The sequence below is a fragment of the Ectobacillus sp. OTK genome, from assembly GCF_059698935.1.
In genome coordinates, this window is sequence record NZ_AP048547.1 from 1,458,058 (window position 1) to 1,476,885 (window position 18,828).

General features: G+C 35.7%; 21 protein-coding genes and 2 pseudogenes. 17 read left to right on the top strand and 6 right to left on the bottom strand.

The window, feature by feature from the left end:
• Window position 1 precedes the first annotated feature (1 nt).
• From AC6HZ4_RS07165 to AC6HZ4_RS07185, 5 genes and pseudogenes are all read left to right on the top strand, one after another.
• Window positions 2-502, top strand: a pseudogene (locus AC6HZ4_RS07165) (M56 family metallopeptidase); the annotation flags it as partial.
• Window positions 503-943: 441 nt separating this feature from the next.
• Window positions 944-1,231 carry a DUF4306 domain-containing protein gene (locus tag AC6HZ4_RS07170; protein ID WP_497495630.1) on the top strand — a complete coding sequence of 96 codons (288 nt, stop codon included), beginning with the start codon at window positions 944-946 and terminating at the stop codon, window positions 1,229-1,231.
• A 117-nt stretch (window positions 1,232-1,348) separates the two neighbouring features.
• On the top strand, window positions 1,349-1,915 hold the full coding sequence (locus AC6HZ4_RS07175; RefSeq protein ID WP_497494295.1) for a hypothetical protein: 567 nt from the start codon (window positions 1,349-1,351) through the stop codon (window positions 1,913-1,915).
• A gap of 107 nt (window positions 1,916-2,022) precedes the next feature.
• A complete protein-coding gene (locus AC6HZ4_RS07180) occupies window positions 2,023-2,301 on the top strand; it encodes a hypothetical protein (protein WP_497494296.1) in 279 nt (92 codons plus the stop codon).
• 51 nt (window positions 2,302-2,352) lie between these two features.
• On the top strand, window positions 2,353-2,823 hold the full coding sequence (locus tag AC6HZ4_RS07185) for a phosphotransferase (protein WP_497494297.1): 471 nt from the start codon (window positions 2,353-2,355) through the stop codon (window positions 2,821-2,823).
• Window positions 2,824-3,210: 387 nt separating this feature from the next.
• Here AC6HZ4_RS07185 and AC6HZ4_RS07190 read toward each other — a convergent pair whose 3' ends face one another.
• Together AC6HZ4_RS07190 and AC6HZ4_RS07195 are read right to left on the bottom strand one after the other, a co-directional pair.
• Window positions 3,211-3,534: a hypothetical protein gene (locus AC6HZ4_RS07190; protein ID WP_497494298.1), complete on the bottom strand. Its 324-nt coding sequence runs from the start codon at window positions 3,532-3,534 to the stop codon at window positions 3,211-3,213.
• 68 nt (window positions 3,535-3,602) lie between these two features.
• A complete protein-coding gene (locus AC6HZ4_RS07195) occupies window positions 3,603-4,172 on the bottom strand; it encodes a hydroxymethylglutaryl-CoA lyase-like TIM-barrel protein (protein WP_497494299.1) in 570 nt (189 codons plus the stop codon).
• A 557-nt stretch (window positions 4,173-4,729) separates the two neighbouring features.
• Between AC6HZ4_RS07195 and AC6HZ4_RS07200 the strand changes: the two genes are divergently transcribed.
• Complete coding sequence (locus tag AC6HZ4_RS07200) at window positions 4,730-5,713, top strand: sugar ABC transporter substrate-binding protein (protein WP_497494300.1); 984 nt, start codon at window positions 4,730-4,732, stop codon at window positions 5,711-5,713.
• A 112-nt stretch (window positions 5,714-5,825) separates the two neighbouring features.
• Here AC6HZ4_RS07200 and AC6HZ4_RS07205 read toward each other — a convergent pair whose 3' ends face one another.
• A complete protein-coding gene (locus AC6HZ4_RS07205; protein ID WP_497494301.1) occupies window positions 5,826-6,218 on the bottom strand; it encodes a GyrI-like domain-containing protein in 393 nt (130 codons plus the stop codon).
• Between the two features lie 215 nt (window positions 6,219-6,433).
• Between AC6HZ4_RS07205 and AC6HZ4_RS07210 the strand changes: the two genes are divergently transcribed.
• From AC6HZ4_RS07210 to AC6HZ4_RS07255, 10 genes and pseudogenes are all read left to right on the top strand, one after another.
• Window positions 6,434-7,276, top strand: coding sequence for an NAD(P)H-dependent flavin oxidoreductase (locus AC6HZ4_RS07210; protein ID WP_497494302.1), 843 nt, complete (start codon window positions 6,434-6,436; stop codon window positions 7,274-7,276).
• 307 nt (window positions 7,277-7,583) lie between these two features.
• Window positions 7,584-7,937: a DoxX family protein gene (locus AC6HZ4_RS07215; RefSeq protein WP_497494303.1), complete on the top strand. Its 354-nt coding sequence runs from the start codon at window positions 7,584-7,586 to the stop codon at window positions 7,935-7,937.
• 28 nt (window positions 7,938-7,965) lie between these two features.
• Window positions 7,966-8,727 (top strand): pirin family protein, encoded by a 762-nt coding sequence (locus tag AC6HZ4_RS07220; protein ID WP_497494304.1) that lies wholly within the window; start codon window positions 7,966-7,968, stop codon window positions 8,725-8,727.
• Window positions 8,728-8,771: 44 nt separating this feature from the next.
• The gene (locus AC6HZ4_RS07225; protein WP_497494305.1) at window positions 8,772-9,224 is read left to right on the top strand and encodes a MarR family winged helix-turn-helix transcriptional regulator; all 453 of its coding nucleotides are present in this window, start codon (window positions 8,772-8,774) and stop codon (window positions 9,222-9,224) included.
• Between the two features lie 29 nt (window positions 9,225-9,253).
• Window positions 9,254-9,610, top strand: a complete 357-nt coding sequence (locus tag AC6HZ4_RS07230; protein ID WP_497494306.1) for a DoxX family protein — start codon at window positions 9,254-9,256, stop codon at window positions 9,608-9,610.
• A 98-nt stretch (window positions 9,611-9,708) separates the two neighbouring features.
• Window positions 9,709-10,704, top strand: a pseudogene (locus tag AC6HZ4_RS07235) (family 1 glycosylhydrolase); the annotation flags it as partial.
• 217 nt (window positions 10,705-10,921) lie between these two features.
• A complete protein-coding gene (locus AC6HZ4_RS07240) occupies window positions 10,922-11,794 on the top strand; it encodes an arginase family protein (RefSeq protein WP_497494307.1) in 873 nt (290 codons plus the stop codon).
• Between the two features lie 269 nt (window positions 11,795-12,063).
• Entirely contained in the window at window positions 12,064-12,288 is a 225-nt protein-coding gene (locus AC6HZ4_RS07245; RefSeq protein WP_497494308.1) for a hypothetical protein, read from the top strand.
• 601 nt (window positions 12,289-12,889) lie between these two features.
• Window positions 12,890-13,594 (top strand): HAD family hydrolase, encoded by a 705-nt coding sequence (locus AC6HZ4_RS07250; RefSeq protein ID WP_497494309.1) that lies wholly within the window; start codon window positions 12,890-12,892, stop codon window positions 13,592-13,594.
• Window positions 13,595-13,656: 62 nt separating this feature from the next.
• Window positions 13,657-14,961: a sensor histidine kinase gene (locus AC6HZ4_RS07255; RefSeq protein WP_497494310.1), complete on the top strand. Its 1,305-nt coding sequence runs from the start codon at window positions 13,657-13,659 to the stop codon at window positions 14,959-14,961.
• 209 nt (window positions 14,962-15,170) lie between these two features.
• Here the strand turns inward: AC6HZ4_RS07255 and AC6HZ4_RS07260 are convergent, their stop codons facing one another.
• The 3 genes from AC6HZ4_RS07260 to AC6HZ4_RS07270 are packed head-to-tail and all read right to left on the bottom strand — an operon-like array spanning window position 15,171 to window position 17,379.
• Window positions 15,171-15,899 (bottom strand): amino acid ABC transporter ATP-binding protein, encoded by a 729-nt coding sequence (locus tag AC6HZ4_RS07260; RefSeq protein ID WP_497494311.1) that lies wholly within the window; start codon window positions 15,897-15,899, stop codon window positions 15,171-15,173.
• Window positions 15,896-16,540, bottom strand: a complete 645-nt coding sequence (locus tag AC6HZ4_RS07265; protein ID WP_497494312.1) for an amino acid ABC transporter permease — start codon at window positions 16,538-16,540, stop codon at window positions 15,896-15,898. Before AC6HZ4_RS07265 ends, AC6HZ4_RS07260 begins: the two co-directional genes overlap by 4 nt.
• Window positions 16,541-16,596: 56 nt before the next feature.
• A complete protein-coding gene (locus tag AC6HZ4_RS07270) occupies window positions 16,597-17,379 on the bottom strand; it encodes a transporter substrate-binding domain-containing protein (protein WP_497494313.1) in 783 nt (260 codons plus the stop codon).
• 473 nt (window positions 17,380-17,852) lie between these two features.
• Between AC6HZ4_RS07270 and AC6HZ4_RS07275 the strand changes: the two genes are divergently transcribed.
• Window positions 17,853-18,788 carry a response regulator gene (locus tag AC6HZ4_RS07275; protein WP_497494314.1) on the top strand — a complete coding sequence of 312 codons (936 nt, stop codon included), beginning with the start codon at window positions 17,853-17,855 and terminating at the stop codon, window positions 18,786-18,788.
• Window positions 18,789-18,828 lie beyond the last annotated feature (40 nt).

Here is an 18,828-nt window from a genome sequence, read left to right on the forward strand (position 1 = left end):
CCGTACGCAGGGCCTTTCCTCAGCTGCTCATCTGAAACACCTAAATGAACAGCAATTACAGCATATTTTTTATCATGAGCTTGCTCACGTTAAGCGTAGAGACGTTGGTGTGAATTGGCTGATGTACAGCCTGCTGCTTGTAAACTGGTTCAATCCTATTCTTTGGTACGCTTACTTCCGCATGAGAGAGGATCAGGAGCTCGCTTGTGATTCACTTGTCCTTTCATACATGGATGCAGAAGAGCGCAAGGCATATGGTCACACAATTATCAGCCTTTTAGAACACTATTCAAAGTATTATCAAGTCCCCGCCTTAGCAAATTTAAGTGGAAATAAAAAAACAGTAAAGAGGAGAATTTTGATGATTAAGAGATTCCAAAGAAAATCGTATCGTTGGTCTGCACTTGGGGTTGCAGCAGCCCTTGGCGTGTCATCCTTATCTTTGTTACATGCACATGCCGCCGAACCAAGCCAGCTTCAGCAAGAAAAAACCTCTGAAGCAGCTAAGACAGAGGAGCCAAATCGGAAAGATCTATATTCTATTGATATGAGTAAGCGTGTGACTACATTTGGCATGACCTATAAGATAAACAACGTTAAACGAACAAAAAGCAGCGAATATAATGGTTTTCAAGATATAAAGGTCCCTTCACAAAGTGAAGAAGGACCAGTAAAGGTTCATAATAAAGACCGCTTAACAGTTATAACAGCGGAAGAACAAGAAGCCGTAGAAAATTCACCAAAGCAAACAGGGTTTGTATGGCAAAAAGACGGTCCAGGATTCTTTTTTGTAAAGCAGAACTAATGGTAATACCATATCCTTCTCCAAAATGAGAGGGGTTTGCTGTTTGATCATTAATAGCCTTTGAATTCTTCTTAGAAGGATTATAACGAACATTATGTTTTAAAAAGGAAAGGTTGTTGTGTTTTGAAAATCATACATATGGTACAAATAGGAGTTTCTTTTATCATCTTTGTTTTTTTTACAATCTTCAGCTGGTATGCAGGTAGTGAACTACGTTTTGATGAAAGCGAATGGCCTTATACAGCAAAGTTCACACAATGGTTTGGTCGACCATTGATAGATAAGGAAATTTTACAAATCGATTATTTTGTTTATACAGCAAAATTTCATTCACATTACATTGCTATTATGCTAATTAGTTTCTTATATTGTCTGTCTGTTTTAATTTATAGTATTTGGAAAGTGAAACAGATATCTATTTCATAAATAAATTTAGCTTCCGCTTTCGAGAATTATGTGAACAAGCAATGCCCTCCAGATCAAAACAGGGAGGGGGTTTGCAATAAGGGCGTATTGATAAGATAGCTTTTCGGAGGAAAAATAATGAGATTAAAGTTTGTAAGCATACCAATCATTCTTTTACTTGTTTTAATAACAAGTGCTTGTTCATTAAAAACAAGTCATGACAATGAAAATCAGCTTATGAAGAAAGTTCCGTATCCCGAATCTACGCATATTCTTTATACAAAAAAATCTGATGACGGTACAATTATTTTGTATGAAGACGAAACGGGATTTAGAGCTGCCTTTGATACAGGACAGGAGAACCGTTTTATGAGCACTGGAAATATTGAACTACATCCAAAAGATGGTTTCGCTTGGGGAATGGAAAATGACTCAAGTATTCCTTTAGTTCTATTTGCAGGTGTTATTATGGAGGAAAAAATAGATACAGTGATTGTAAAACAAAAGACTTTAGAAAAAAAAGCAACAATCATTAATACAAAAGATGGTAAAAGAGTATGGTTTGTCACCTTTAATGAGTTAGAGGAATCCAACAAAGGTAAGCCAGACCCCCTTAGAATTGAAGCGCTTGACAAGGAAGGTAATATCTATTGGAAAGAGGGTACCTACAAAGAGGGAGCTTTCAAAGGAAAAGTAAGTAATTAACTTCCGCTTTCGGGGATTATGTAAACAAGGACTGTATGGGATATACAAAGGGGATTTTGCCATTTAATGCGAATAGAATACTTAATAATAAGATAGGGGGAGTTCTATTGCACTATGATGAAGTACCTGTACAAGGTGGAAATGTAAATCAGGTTGTTCGAATTAAAGATACGGTTCGACGACATTTGAAGCCTTGGAGTGATTCTGTACATGACCTGTTACTATACTTAGAACAACACAATTTTAGTGGTGCACCCTATTTTTTAGGGATTGATCAAAAAAACCGTGAAATTCTTACTTACATCCCTGGAAACGTAGGACATTATCCACTTGAACCGTATATGTGGTCAGATGAAAGTTTAACCGCAATGGCAAAACTTTTATGACAATTCCATGATATAACTGCTAACTATATTCCCAAATCCAATGCGAAATGGATGCTTACATATCCTGATAAACAACAACATGAAGTCATATGCCATAATGATGCAGCTCCTTACAATACAGTATTTCAAGATGGCAAGCCTATAGCACTTATAGATTTTGATACAGTAGGACCTGGTCCACGTATTTGGGATATCGCATACACGGTTTATAGATTCATCCCTCTTTCTGATCCTGTACCATCTTCTAACGGTCAAATGGTGCCATATGAACCATCTAAACACGCCTATAGATTGATGCAAAGACTGAAATTATTTTGTAGCACATACCAAATAAAAATAGACTCTAGTCTATTTGACGCAGTGGAATATAGATTAGAAGCATTATGCAGTACAATCATTACAGAAGCTGAAAAAGGAGATGAAGCTTTTAAACGAATGATTGAAGAAGGGCATGTCACTTATTATCAAAATGAAATTGCTTTTATCCAAAAACATCGTAAACATTGGGAGACATACTTATAAAGTTAAGACTTCAGATAACAATGATTATGTAAACATGATAAACATGAAATCCCTGTAGTATCAAGGTTGTCACTTTAGGAGATATTTTGCGCATATTTTAAGTGCTATTTTGCACATCTAACTTTAAAACCCAGCTACCTTCACATGATTAGAAGATTAGCTGGGTTTCTTAATTATTTACGCCGAATCATTTATAGAACTATTCTGCTTTATTACTTCAAATAAGAAAAATGCCTCTATATTTATTGAAGAAACGGGCCCGATAATGGAAGAACTACATATTTAAAATCAAGCTTACATTAGCTCATCTTCTTCAGCTAAAGCCTCTTTTTTAGAAAGCAGTATTCAATTAAATGGACAATGCACCTGTAATAATACCAACCACTATCATGACAAAAGCGCTGCCAACAGCGTATTTAGTAGAAAATTTATACCAACAAGCCCGATTAATACATAAACAGAGCCAACAAGCGGGCTTAACAAATGAAGAGGCTGTCCAAGAAGTGATGCTTGTGCAATTTCTAGTTTATCAATTCCAATTTGTGAAGCGGTTTCAGCTCCACTTAAAATCATGTCGCCCGCATCTGTAAAACCTGCAAAAAGAGCAAATAGTGCTGGAATTACTATAAGAGCATTCAGAGCGTTCATTTTATTACTTATAATTAAATACATAAAAACTACGATCATTAAAAACCCTAAAAATGTTAACAATTTCTTCACCCCTCTTTTTAGATAACGCTTTCATTAAATAGATGAGAAAAGGCTCCCTAAACCTTTTCTCATCCCAGTTTTTCCTGCCCTTCTGGTTTACAGTGGAGCTGTGAATTTGGACCAGCTTTCAACAGAAAGCTTCCCCCGTCATGTCCAATTGTTTTCTTTACCTCTTTTGCTGCCTCAAGCAATTTATCTAAATCAATTCCTGTCTCTATACCCATTTCATGAAATGCATGAACGATATCTTCAGATGCAATATTGCCTGTTGCATTTGGTGCATACGGACAGCCTCCAAGACCTGCTGTTGAACTATCAAAAATTGTAACACCTTGTTGGAGTGCTGCTACTGCATTCGCAAATGCCATCCCCCTTGTATTATGAAGATGCATAGAAAATATGAATTCTGGAAACTCTTGTTTCATTATACCTAAAACGTCGTAAATATGTTTCGGGTCACCTGTACCGCTTGTATCCGCTAAAGAAATCTCAGTTATCCCCATTTTACGGTAGTCTTCAAGGATTGATAGTAATCTGTCATGAATAAGAGAAGGAATTATTAGAAAGTGAAACGAAGCTCTAAGTTGTTCAATTAACGGGCAGGATTGTGGAGGAACAAATTTGAATAAATTCTTCATTTCAGGAGGGGTAGCAAGTGGAAGAAGTGTTCTGGGCAGGCTTTTTGGATATTATCGGTTTAACCAACAATTTCAGCTTGTTTTGTATTTTTCCGTATGATTATGTAGTTCTTATTATAAATTAAACCTAAAGTATTATTAAAGGGGATTTGAAAGCGTTTAATATTTAGATTTCTGGTTTATAGTTAACCGGTGAAAAGTAGGTGAAGAGGATAAGGGTTCATACTACTTTTTTTACTATCCTGTTACTTTATTTTTTAGGAGTCTATGAAGGTGGCGAATTTCTAAAAGATGCTTACTCTAGTATTACATGAAATTGGAAAATCGTAAAATGGCAGCGACTGCCCTCTTAACATTTGTTGCAATTGATGAGCATAAACACCCAACGCGTGTTCTACAAGTCATTCCATAAACAGAAGAAGAGAAAAAACTACATGAAACCGCACCAAAGCGAGCAAAGATACGTAAAGAAAGGAAAGGAAAACGATTCGGATGCATTTAAATTTTAACAGATTATAACACGTATAAAATCCCGATCGTCCATAGGAGGAAGAATATTGAAAAAGAAAGGGATCGTTTCATTAGTATGTCTTACAGTTTTAATAAGCTTTATCGTTCATTTTTTGAAAGAAGATGAGAAGCTTAAAGTGGTAGTGGTTGCGAAAAGTTTAGACTTAGAGTATTGGAGAGTTTTTGAATCAGGAGCTAAAAAAGCGTTTAATGATTTTGACATAGATGGTCAAGTGATAGCACCTGATTCCATCTATCCCATTACAAATGAAGCTAATATATTGAAAAAAGTTTTAAGACAACATCCGGATGCACTGATCGTTACTCCTATGCACCCCTCCGTTACCATTCCAGTATTGATGGAATATAAGAAAAATAACATTCCCGTATTATTTGCTGGTAGAGACGCTGACTGGAAAGACAAAGTCACTTATATAGGAACGGATCACTTTAAATTGGGCATAATGGCAGGAGAGCTGCTAGGATCCATGCTGCAGCCAGGGGATCAAGTAGCAATTATTCATGGAACTTTAAAAGATTCTGCTGAGGTGGAGCGGTTAAAGGGAGCGAAGGAGGTCTTAGGAAAAGCCGGAATCGAGATTGCCACAGAACAATTAGGAGAAGATCGATTTGGAAAGACAATATCTGTAATAGGGAATATTTTGCAGAATCATCCAGATATCCAAGGGGTATTGGCTACTGACGATTTAATTGCTCTAAATGTATTAAAAACAGCAGAAAAAGAAGGCTTGGTAATTCCTATAGTTGGAACGGATGGCATTACAGAAATGTTGGAAATTGTAGATGCAGGAAAACTGAGCGCTACAGTGACGCAGAATCCTTATGATATGGGGTATTTAAGCGTAGAACAAGCAATAAAAGCAGTTAAGGGGGAATATATCCCAGAAAGGATTGATAGCGGGGTTGATATTTTAACCCAAGATAACGCAAAAGACAGATTAGCGTTTCTAAACAATATATTATATAGCAGAGTTGAGAAATTCAAACATTTTTTATCTGAACTATTATGATTGTAGCAAACTGTTGAATGACATCTTCATTTCGCATCCTTCCTTTCAAAATATTTATAAGAACTATGCAACAAATAATAAACCTTATAGTAACTATAAGGTCAAGGGTGAACTATTTTTTTAGCACTCTTAATTCTGTAAGGAACTGTTCTTCTCTTAATGAGCTATAGTTGATAGGAAGAGAAACTTGATATACCTTTCCATCTGTTTGGATGCCATTGGATTCAATATAATGGTAAAGCTTTTGATAATATGAATAATAATGTTTTGTAGACCAATCAAATGAAATACATATATATTCACCGGGTGGGATAGTATCTAAACTAATGTCTTTTCCTATTAAATCTATCTTTTCTCCTTTACAAATAGTCGTATAAATACTGTTGAAATAAATATCACGAGAATCCTTATAATATAAAGGCTTTAAATCATAAATGAACCCATAATAGTTATCTACTATATCTCCTCTTTCTTCCAGAACATCAGCCAGCTTTCGGAAATACAAATCTGGTTGCTCATGTGGATTAACTTGAGGCGTCGCTACTTTTAAAATGGTTTGTTCTTCTATATGTCGAAAGTAAACGAAACCTTCTTCTTACTACATATTTCTAATTGTTCCTTAAGCTGATTCTTTCTTCTTTGAAGTAATCGCCGAGCACGTTCGAGGTTCTCCATTTCGTGCTCAATAACGCTTTCTTGCTCCTCAAGAAAGGTTTGCATATGTTCAGGGGTACATGTATTTTAGGCCCTAACGCTGGTCCAAAAGTTGTGGGCTCTAAACGAATTAATACGGAAGAAAGACTTCGTAATGAATTACGCAAAATTAAAGCACTGACCGATAAACCTTTTGCTGTGAATATTTTCTCTCCAGAAGAGGGGATGGATGATACTTACACACAAACAGTTCTAAATATATCTTTAGAAGAAGGAGTTGAAAAATTCGTAAGCGTTGGCTATGTTAACAAAAAATTATTTAAACAAATTAAAGAACATAATGCCATTTTAATTCACCGCGAATTGACTCCTACACCTGAAGCTGCAAAAATGGCAGAGGATGCAGGTGCGGATATCATTATTGCGACGGGCTATGATGAAGGCGGATGGATTCCTCAGAACCAAATTGGAACATTTTCAATTGTTCCAATAATCGTAGACGCAGTGGATATTCCGGTAATGGCAACAGGTGGAATTAATGATATTCGTGGTGTGAGAGCAGCCTTTGCTCTTGGTGCTGAAGGCGTCTATGTAGGAACTCGTTTTATTGTATCGGAAGAATGCCCTGCTTCAGGCATTACGAAACAAGATATTATTCGTTCAAAAGCGAAGGACCTGATTTTTGTGTCGCCGCTTCAACGCTCCACACCACATAAATTAGCTCGAGAATTAGAGAGTATGTACAAAAATGGAATGTCCTCCGAGGAGGAAATTAGTCTTCGTCCGGGAATGCTAGAAGGGAAGCTGGATGAGGGAATCGTGTCTGTAAACACGGCTATTGATCTTATTACTGAAGTAAAGAGTTGCGAAGACATCGTCAAAGAATTAATGGCTGACTTTATTAAGTAATTTAACTCAAGATTTGTTGTCATATAGGTTTGAACAAAGATAATGTTTTATTATAAAAGCCGTTGGACATGTGGGTTCAACGGCTTTTTATGTACGATAATTCGTGTTATGTAAACGAGTTGTGGACAAATAGGGTGGCAAAAAAACACGCCATTTCCCAAAACAAAATACATACATCTACTTATTTTTAGAACCCGTTATAAATAAAACGGGTTATTTTTTATTGACACAAAATATATCCTAATGTTAGGATAAAAATACACTAAATTTAGGATAAATAATTTTAGGATAAAGGGAGAGAAAATAAATGACTGTTTTATCAATTATTCTTCAAGGCATATTAGGATTAGGATTCCTAATGTTTGGGTTTATGAAATTTGGTTCAAAGCAAATGGTGGCTGAATTTAAGCGTTATGGGCATCCAGCAGGTTTTAGGGTATTTACAGGTCTGGTTGAAGTGATTTCGGCGGTATTAGTCATTTCAGGTATTTGGAATGATACATTAGCTGCGTGGGGTGCTTTGCTAATTGTAGGAACAATGTTGGGAGCAATTTTTACACACATGAAAGTTAAGGATCCTGTAAACAAAATGATGATGCCGATTGTTTTATTAATTCTTGGATTAATTGTATTACTAATAAATTTTGAATCATTGCTTTAATGCCTATTAACATAAAGGAGGGATTAAAATGGAAATTAAAATTATTAAACCACAAGATCAGGCGTTTGGGCAGTTTGATGGCGGTAAAATAATAGAACAAAAACCCATTGGCTTTTCTGGTGAAGGTTCCTTCATTAATCGTCTTGGTCCATTGTTTTACTGGGCATGGGCAAAATCTGAAGGCGAAGGTGGTATTGGCTTTCATCCTCATCAGGGCTTTGAAATATTAAGCTACAACATTAAGGGTAGAGGTCGTCACCAAGATACGCTTGGTACGATTAGTGAAGTAGGTGCTGGTGGTGTTCAAGTGATGCAGGCTGGCTCAGGTGTGCACCATGCCGAATCTCTTCTTGAGCCGTCAGAAGGGTTTCAAATTTGGTTCGAGCCGTATTTAAATGAAGCCATAAAACGACCGCCCACTTACTCAAAATACGTGCATGAAGATTTCACACTCACTTCAGAAAACGGTGTAATGGTTAAGACGATATTAGGTGAACATTCACCAATCAAACTCGTGACAGATGCCAAAATGTACGATGTTGAAATTGGAAATGGTGCAACCTATAAGTATGCTCTTTCACCTAATCGGACACTAGCTGGTTTATCTATTAGAGGTAATGGTGGTGTGATTGATGAATTGGAGGTTTCATTTGAGAACAAGGATTTCATTATTATTCAGTCAGAGAAAGTTGAAAGCTTTACCATTCAGCCTAAAGGTGAAGAACTTCGGATGCTGCTAATAGAGATTCCAGCTGAAGTTGACTATCCTTTATACAGAAAACCAAGATAACCTAAATTGAATTTTTAAAATTACTGTAATAGGAGGTTCGATGAATGTATCAAGAAGATGAACAAAGTCAGTTGGATTTGAGATTGTTTCGTGTTTGGATGAAAGCTTCCAAAGCTGTTGCTGAAAACATACTGAAAGATATTGAATGTCATAATATTAGTAAGGAAAATTTTATGATTCTTGAATTGCTTTACAGTAAAGGTCCGCATCCTGTCCAAAAGATCAGTGAGACGTTCTCTATTCCAAGTGGAAGTATCACCTATGTCGTAGATAAGTTAGAAAAGAAAGGGCTTGTAGAAAGACAACCAAACCCTAATGATAGAAGGGCTTCTAATGTCGTCCTAACGGAAGAAGGAAGAGCACTGTTTGATGAGATTTTCCCAAAACACGTTGCAACAATCTCAGAAAATGTTTCATTCATTACTAACGAAGAGAAAGAGCAACTAATTCATTTATTAAAGAAAATAGGAATAGGTGCACAAAGTTTACAAAAATAACAGATAAAACATAAGAGGAGAAATAAGAGATGAAATGGATTATTCGTATTCTTCAAGGATTACTTGTGGTTGGTTTTGCAGCTTTTGGTGTAATGAAGCTAACAGGAAATGCAATGCAGGTTCAAACGTTTGAAGGTTTTGGTTATCCGTTAGGATTCATGTATTTTGTAGGCTTCTGTGAAGTATTAGGAGCTATTGGACTTTTGGTTGGGTTCTGGAAGTCAAGAATTGCTTTACTGGCTTCCGGTGGACTCGTATTACTGATGGCTGGTGCTGTGTTTGTACATTTAAAGGCTGGTCAAGGAATAGGAGCAGCTATGCCTGCCTTAATCTTTCTTATCTTAAGCTTGGTCGTTTTTATTGGAAAACGAGCAGGTAAACACTGAGCAAGAAAGTGTAAGGGAGGAGCTCTTGCTGCAAATCAAGTAGAAGGAGCAGCTTTAGAGGATGGAAAGGGTTTAACTACTGCGGATGCATTGCCAGATGGGGTAACCGTAAGTTAATCGATTTCTTTGAACGATATGTTAGAGTTGTATTTGAACGATTTAAGGATAAAGTGAAATACTGGTTAACCTTTAATGAAATAAATGTGATTCTTCATGCACCATTTAATGGGGGAGGAATTCAAGGAAAGCCTGAGGAGATCGATAAAAGTACTCTTTATCAAGCTATTCATCACCAATTTGTTGCCAGTGCATTGGCAGTTAAAATTGGCCATGAGATGATGCCAACAGCAAAGATTGGTTGTATGGTAGCTGGAACTCCTGTTTATCCATTAACACCAAATCCTGCAGATATAGCTGAAACGATACAAAAGGAAAGGGAGACATTATTCTTCTCAGATGTTCAGGTAAGAGGAAAATATCCAAATTATATGAATCGGTATTTTAAAGAAAATGATATTCACATAGAAATTACTGATACAGATAAAGAAATACTAAAAAACACTGTTGATTTTATTTCTTTTAGTTACTATATGAGTTCTTGTGCTACAGCAGATCCAGAACTTAATGAGCAATCTAAAGGAAATATTGTGAGTATTATTAAAAATCCTTATTTACAAGAATCAGAATGGGGATGGCCGGTAGACTCAGAAGGACTCAGATTTATCTTAAATCAATTTTATGATAGATATCAACTTCCCTTATTTATTGTAGAAAATGGATTAGGTGCAAAAGATGAATTAACTAAAGATGAGAATGGTAATCTAACTGTCATTGACGATTATAGAATCAAATATTTAAATGATCATTTGGTCCAAGTAAGAGAAGCCATTGCTGATGGAGTTGAAGTTATGGGATATACTTCATGGGGACCAATCGATATAGTCAGCAATTCTACGGGGGAATTTAGAAAGCGTTATGGATTTATTTATGTAGATAGAAATGATGATTGTGAAGGAAGTTTTGAAAGGTACAAAAAGAAAAGCTTTAATTGGTATAAAGAAGTAATAAGAACTAATGGTAAAAATCTAGTATAAATACATTATATTTATGAGTTGTACTAGTAAACTTATAATAAATGAGCAGCTACAAGTTGAAATATTACAGAAATCTCTGTCCAAAAATCAAGATAACACCTTTTCAATATATGATGGAGCCATTTTAATTGGCTCCCATTGTTATAATGTGTAGTGCAAAATATTTTTATGGCTTTTAATCAATCAATTTATCCCTATAAGAAAGAAGGTATTTTTGATGAGAAAAGAACAACAGCCTAGTACATTACGATTAGTCATGCCACAATGGCAGGGTGGAAACGATCCTACCTACTATTTGGGTTCACGTCTATTAGCGTGGCTTGCACCGGAATCTAATGATGAAACAATTGAAGTTCCGATTGATATGGAACCAACGAATGATGAAAAAGAAGATGGCATTGTGGCCAAGCAGCAATTGCTTAAGCAGACAAATGCAGCATTTAACATTCTGAGGGACCGGCAGCCGGACCGGGTTGTTGTTCTGGGAGGAGACTGCAGTGTGGAGCTGGCTCCATTTGCTTACCTTTTAGAAAAATATAAGGATGACTTGGCAATTTTATGGATTGATGGCCACCCTGACATTACAACACCTGAATTATGGCTAAATTATCATGCTATGGTCTTGGCCAGCCTGCTTGGAGAGGGCGATCGAGATTTTGCTTCGCTCGTTCCTACGAAAGTAAATCCATCAAACGTCTTATTTGCCGGTATAAATGATGAATCTGAAAAAGAACGTCCTGTTTATCAAAAATTTAATTTTAACAATGTAAGCACAAGTGATTTTGCCTCATCCAGCGGAAAAGTTTTGGAGTTGCTCAAGACAACAGGGGTTTCCCGCGTAGCAATTCATTTTGATCTCGATGTGATGGATATGCAGGAATTCCGTTCTCTTTGGCAAGCCAGCCCTGATAAATACGAGAAAAATGTGCGTGAGTGGCCAAAAGGTGCTTCTATGCAGTCTGTTGCCCGACTGATTCAAGATGTAGCGGCTGAATATGATGTCGTCGGTCTTGGTATTACGGAACACCTGCCTTGGGACTCTATTGCACTTTCCAGTTTACTAAGTTCTCTGCCGTTATTAAAAAAATAAGTATCAAAAAAGACCTGACAATGAGGGGCTTACTGCCTGTTAATGTATGAATAAATTATACTAAAGAAGCGTAGACTATATCATTCATAGTTTACGCTTTCTTATTGAAATAAGCGATAACGAAACTCAGGGTTCTTAAGGAGTAATGAATTTAAAAAGAGAATGCTAAAATGAATGAAACCGTATTAAAAGCCAACTATTTAATATTTACAGAAGTTTTTTGTAAGCGTTATCATTAGGATAGGACACTAAGAAAAGGAGATACAATTATGAGTCTTCATACAGGTAAAATTCCAATCGTACTATACGATCTAAAACGAATTGCTGGGATTGATGCGTATTATAAAAACGGTATCTTCTACTTGGAGACGGGTGAAATTGAAGTTAAAAATGGATTATTTGTCTGTGTAAGCGGACAGAATAAGCTAGTCGAACTCTGCAGAATCATCAATTTTTATCTGTACGAATTAGATGCGCATTCACAGGGGGCTTAAGGACCCCCTTTTTCTTTAGGAGAAAAAGAGCCGAATTAAGTGAGGAATAGGCTTTATCGAAAATCGATAAGGCCTATTTTTTATGTATAGTAGTTGTACAAGCATAATACCTTCCTTTTTTCTTAGTAACTAAAAAGGAAGCAGCAATGCCTATACTGCATGACTGTAACATAATCCTTTTAAAAGTGTTTTATATTTCTTTGTTAATTATAATAAAAGACACTATTCCCACATTATGGTTATTCGTTTGGGAATATCAAATAATAAGACACCTGAATCTAAATGAAAGCGGTTATATTAAAGTAGGTTTTATAAGAAAATGGTTATGTAATCGATTTAAATAACTGTAATCTAGGAATTTTAGAAAGCATTTACGTCAAGGGAGGTTATAAAACAATTTTGAAAATGGCAGAAAGGAAAGGATGATTATGATTGACCGTGATGGATTGCAAGACAATAAAGTCTCTAAAATAAAGTGGTAATAGAATATGGGCAAGCCCCCTGTGATTTTACAGGGGGTATTTTGTGTAACCTATACTCAATCTTGCAATGAACATTTGATATAATAGGAGAGGAGTAAATCGACTGGAGGAATACAAATATGGCTATTAAAGCAATTTTTTTCGATTTAGACGATACTTTACACGACCATCAAAAGCCTTTCACTGATTCATTATACAAAATGTTTCCGGAGCATACTCAAACCCTTGCTGCTGAAGCTACCTATAAAAAGTTTAGGTATTTTAGCGATTTACTCTGGGAGGATTATAGTCAAAAGCGATTAACACTAGAAGAGCTTCGCATGCAAAGGATTATACTAGCATTAAAGGAATATGAGATTCATATTTCCAATGAGACGGCTCATCAATTTCAACTCCAATACGAAGCTGCGCTGAATGCCATTGAATTATTTTTGGAAGTACCTGAATTATTGACAACACTTGCTAATTTAGGCTTTGAACTCGGAATTATTACGAATGGACCTACTGCACACCAAAGCAATAAAATAAAATGTCTTGGTGTAACACAGTATATTCCAAAGGAGCGTATATTTATATCTGATGCAGTGGGACATGCAAAACCAAACCCGCAAATTTTCCATGAGGCTGCTAAAACGGTAAGCTGTTCCCCGGAGCATATTCTCTATGTCGGAGACTCTTGGGCAAATGATGTTGTAGGGGCTTCTAACGCAGGATGGCAGTCCATTTGGTATAATCACCGAAAAAGACAGCAGGAGACAAAGCATACACCATTGGCAGAAATCGAATACTTACCATCTATCTTGGAGATAGTAAAACTAGGATAAATAACGAATTCGGCATAGGTAGATTCGTTACTTTTGCTTATGCATATTAGGAAGTGGAAGATTTGCAAATCAACCAATTATTTAAAAAGGATCTATATGCCTTGCTACTTATTATAGTTGCCGTTCCACTAGCGGGAGAGTTGAAGTTTTATCCTTTTCAAGATACGTTCCGCGTTAGCTTAGGTACGCCTATTTTTTTCCTTTCTTTACTATTGTTACGGGGTATTTCACCAATAATAATCGGCACTTGTACAGCGCTGTCTGTTCTTTGCTTTCGAGTTGGATTGGATTGGCTCGTACAGGGTCATTTTGACTTTTTAGTTTCTGTTCAGGACCGCTACCCTGCTTCTTTTTATTATTTAGTGTACGCGTTCCTATTTTATATATTAAAAACGAATCAGTTCCATTCTCGTCCTTGGATTATAGGATTACTAGGCATTATTATTGAAATCATAGCCAGCTTAACTGAACTGGCGTTTCGGCATATGGCTATTGGGGATTTTCTTAGCTTATCAAAGTTGACCCAGATTTTCGTGATTGCCATTTTCCGAAGCTTTTTTGTACTTTCCTTTTTTAGCATGATGAAGTTGTATGAAGGCCAATTAAGAGAAGAACAAATTCGTCAAAAGAATCATCACTTATTAGCGCTGTTATCCAATTTATATGAGGAGTCCGTCCATCTAAAAAAAGTATTAGAAAATGCAGAAAATATTACGAAGACATCATACGATTTATATCGAGACTTAAATCAAATAAAGAGTTGTTCAGAGCGGTCTTTAAAGGAGTTTAGCAAACGGGCTTTACGAATTGCTGGAGAAGTACATGAAATAAAAAAAGACAATCAACGGATTTTTGCAGGACTTTCTAAGTTGATTGTAGATGAAAAATTTTCCGACTACATGAACATACATGAACTTATTTCCATCATTATCCGAACAAATAAAAAATACGCCAGTTCATTAGGAAAGCAGATTGATCTTCGATATCAAATAGATGGCGAACATTCAGAATACCACGCCTATCTTGTTTTATCCTTAATCAATAATTTAGTAGCAAACGCGGTAGAGGCTATTAAAGATAAAGGATCAGTAGCTATCCATGTAAAGCGAGAAAATCAATTTGTAATATTCCAAGTAGAGGATGATGGTCCTGGTGTTTCCGAAAAATATAGAGATTTGATCTTTAAGCCGGGATTTACCTCAAAATATAATCACATAGGTACGCCCTCAACAGGCATTGGTCTTTCATATGTACAAGAAATTACGGAAGAACTTGGAGGAGTTATTACCCTGCAAAATGCTCTGAAAAGCTCTGGGGCTTCTTTTATAATAAAAATTCCGATGGATAGTCTAGTTGAAAGAAGGTAATAGAAGAGGTGTTTTTTCCATAAGATTTCATAGATAATAAGTCCCCTTGGTTGTCAAGGGGACTTGATTTTTGTGATAAGACTCTATTCACATAGCTTTTCCCTTCACAATTCTTGAGGAAGGGGACTCTTTTTGACTGTCGGCAATTCATGAAAAATGTGTTAGGCCTATACATCAATTGAATGATTGATACTTTAATAGAATCCTGTTTATAGCACTTTGCTTAAGAATGCTTTTGTTCTTTCATGTTTTGGGTGATTAAATAATTCATTTGGCTCATTCTCTTCTACAATATAACCGCCATCCATGAAAATGACTCGATTACTTACTTCACGGGCAAATCCCATTTCATGTGTGACGATAACCATTGTCATGCCTTCTTTAGCTAATTGTTTCATAACTTCTAACACATCACCTACCATTTCTGGGTCGAGTGCAGATGTAGGTTCATCAAAGAGCATAATTTTTGGCTCCATGGCCAAGGCCCTGGCAATTGCAACACGCTGTTTTTGTCCGCCTGATAACTCCCCTGGATAACTTTGGGCCTTTGCACCTAAGCCTACCTTATCTAAAAGTTCCAATGCTTTTTCCTTTGCTGCTTCTTTTGACATAGAACGTACTTTAATTGGAGCAAGCATGATATTTTCTAATACCGTTTTATGCGGAAATAGGTTGAAGCTTTGAAAAACCATTCCTACTTCTTGTCTTACTTTATTGATGTTAATTTTTGGATCTGTGATGTCATAATTATTGACAACAACTTGGCCAGCTGTAATATCTTCAAGACGGTTCAAACAACGCAGAAATGTACTTTTCCCAGAACCAGAAGGACCTATCACACAGACAACTTCTCTTTCCTCAATTTCTGCATTTATATCTTTTAAAACTTCTAAATGCCCAAATGTTTTTTTTAGATTTTTAACTGTGATAATGCTCATCTTAGTTCGAATCTCCTTTCAGTGAAATTACCTAGCAGCGTTAATAAATAGATGAAAATAAAATAAATTACGCCTACTGCAAGCCAAATATTAAATGCTTCAAAGGTAGCAGCAGCTTGAATTTGACCTTGCTGCGTTAAATCGGCAATTCCGATAATGGATAGTAAGGATGTATCCTTTAAGCTAATGATAGATTGGTTCGTAATGGTAGGGAGCATTCTTCTAAATGCTTGCGGCAAAACAATATAAATCATATTTTGGACGCTTGTTAAGCCTAATGATCTAGCTGCTTCCGTTTGTCCTTTATCCACGGATTGGATACCGGCTCGAATAATTTCGGCAAAATAGGCTCCTGCATTAATTGCTACCGTAACAATGCCTGCTGTCGTATTATCTAGTGAAATTACATTCAAAGAGTTAAGGCCAAAATAAATAAAAAATAATTGTACAATAAATGGCGTACCTCTAATTGAGTCAACAAATACCTTAGCGATCAAATTTAAGATCTTTAATGTAGATAACCGAAATAAAGCTGTCACTAAACCAATGATGAAGCCTAACAAAATTGCTGCAACAAAAATATAAAGGGTTGTTTGAAGACCAGTTAATAGATATGGAAGAGTATTTTTAATTATATCCATGTTAATCATATCCTCTCAAAAATAAGGCGTATAAAGGAATACGCCTTTCTTTTAAATTATTGACCAAGATATTTCTTTACAATTTCGTCGTATTTTCCATTTTCTTTAAGTTCTGCAAGACCTGTATTGATCTTTTTCAATACTTCTTGATTTTCTCCTTTTAACACCGCAATACCATATTGGGCACCAGTTAGGCGCTCTCCAACAATTTTTAATCCGAGATCTTTTTGGGCAATGGCATATGCAATAACAGGATAATCTTCAATAAGGACATCAGCATTTCCATTTGCCACTTCTTGAAACATAGCAGGGCTGTCATTAAACTGAACAACTTTAAATCCTTTTTTGCTGGAATTTTCTTGTGCATATGTTGCACCAGTTGTTCCTTTTTTCACCGCTACTGTTTTTCCCTTTAAATCATCAATTGTTTTAATCGTATCGTCTTCTTTTTTTACAACTAATGTCAATCCAGCATCAAAATATGGGGAAGAAAAATCAACTACCTTTTTTCTTTCATCTGTGATACTCATACCCGCAATTGCAACATCCAATTGTTTTGCCTGCAGGGCAGGGATAATTCCGCCGAAGTCCATAGGTTTTAATTCAATTTTAAATCCTTGATTTTTAGCTATTTCATTAATTAAATCGATATCAATTCCTTTGTATTGTCCATCCTGTTGATATTCAAACGGAGGATATGTTGTATCTACACCAACCTTATAAACTGGTTCCTTTGTATTACTACCTTCTTGACCATTTGCTTGCGTTTGATTACTGCTGCAAGCAGCTAACAGCAGACTCAACATGAAACAGAGAATAACTAAATAAAACTTCTTCATAAAAACTCTCCTTTTTTATATAATAATGTAACAAGTTATGTAAGAAAATATAACAAAACTAGTTACTTAATGTAACATCAATGTTATATAAAACCTACAAAATAAAACAAAAAACCACGAAAACCTACATTTTTTTTTTTTTTTTTTTGAAGTAAATACAGAGCGAGATAAGAGTAGATCATACTAACTTCTTGTTTTTTAGTGAAATTACGGAGAATCTCTCTCCTGAAATCTTTATTCCAATGCAGGAAGTGTGGGGAGGGGAGGAATACCACAAAGTTTACAAACACGAGAAGCTATTCACACAAATATATTGTGAGGAGATGTGACAAACTTCTAGAATTATTGAAAGTAATCAAATATAGTAGGATTTCTGAAAAATGTATTCATTAGATAGTTTAAATACAGATGCCTATTGGTCATAAATAATTGTTGCAAGGATGAGCTGCGCGTAATTAAGAAAGGATGATTTCATGCGTTTTTACATAACAGATGATGATGAAGTGTTTCGTTCTATGTTAACACAAATTATTGAAGATGAAGATTTGGGAGAAGTTGTAGGAGAAGCCTCAGATGGCTCATTATTAGATGAAAATATGCTTAATTTTAATGGTATTAATATCTTATTCATTGATTTATTAATGCCGATTCGTGATGGTATAGAAACTGTTCGTCACATAAAGAGGATATTCTCGGGGAAAATCATTATGATTTCACAAGTAGGATCAAAAGAATTAATTGGTGAAGCATACTCACTTGGAATTGACTATTACATCACAAAACCAATTAATCGTATGGAAGTGGTAACGGTCATCCGAAAAGTAATTGAACGCATTCAATTAGAGAAATCGATAAATGATATTCAGAAATCATTAAATACAGTGTTGAATTTAAATCAGAGGAAAGAGGACATAACAGATTCTTTGAAGGAAGACAGTATCGCAACATCTGGTGAGTTTCTTTTATCTGAATTAGGTATCGTCGGTGAGAACGGGAGTAGGGATTTAGTAGAAATACTCCAATATTTATATCAATATGAACAAAAACATACGCTTGAAAAACATTTTCCTCCTCTTAAAGAGCTTTTTTTGCAAATTGCTTTTAAGAAGCTGGGAGTATCAGCTGCACAAGTTGATATTAATCGAGAAATAAAAGCTATTGAACAGCGTGTACGCAGGGCAATTTATCAATCATTAAACAACCTATCATCTCTAGGTTTAATAGACTATTCAAATCCAAAGTTTGAAATGTATGCTTCAACGTTTTTTGATTTTACTATTGTACGTAAAAAAATGACTGAACTTCAGAAAGGTTCCGCAATATTTAACTCTCATACTCGAATTAATGCAAAAAAATTCATCCAAGTTCTCTATTTTGAAGCAAAGCGATTACATCACTATTCAGGTTGAACAAGGGGAGCATGAGAATCCCCTTAATTTATAGGAGCTC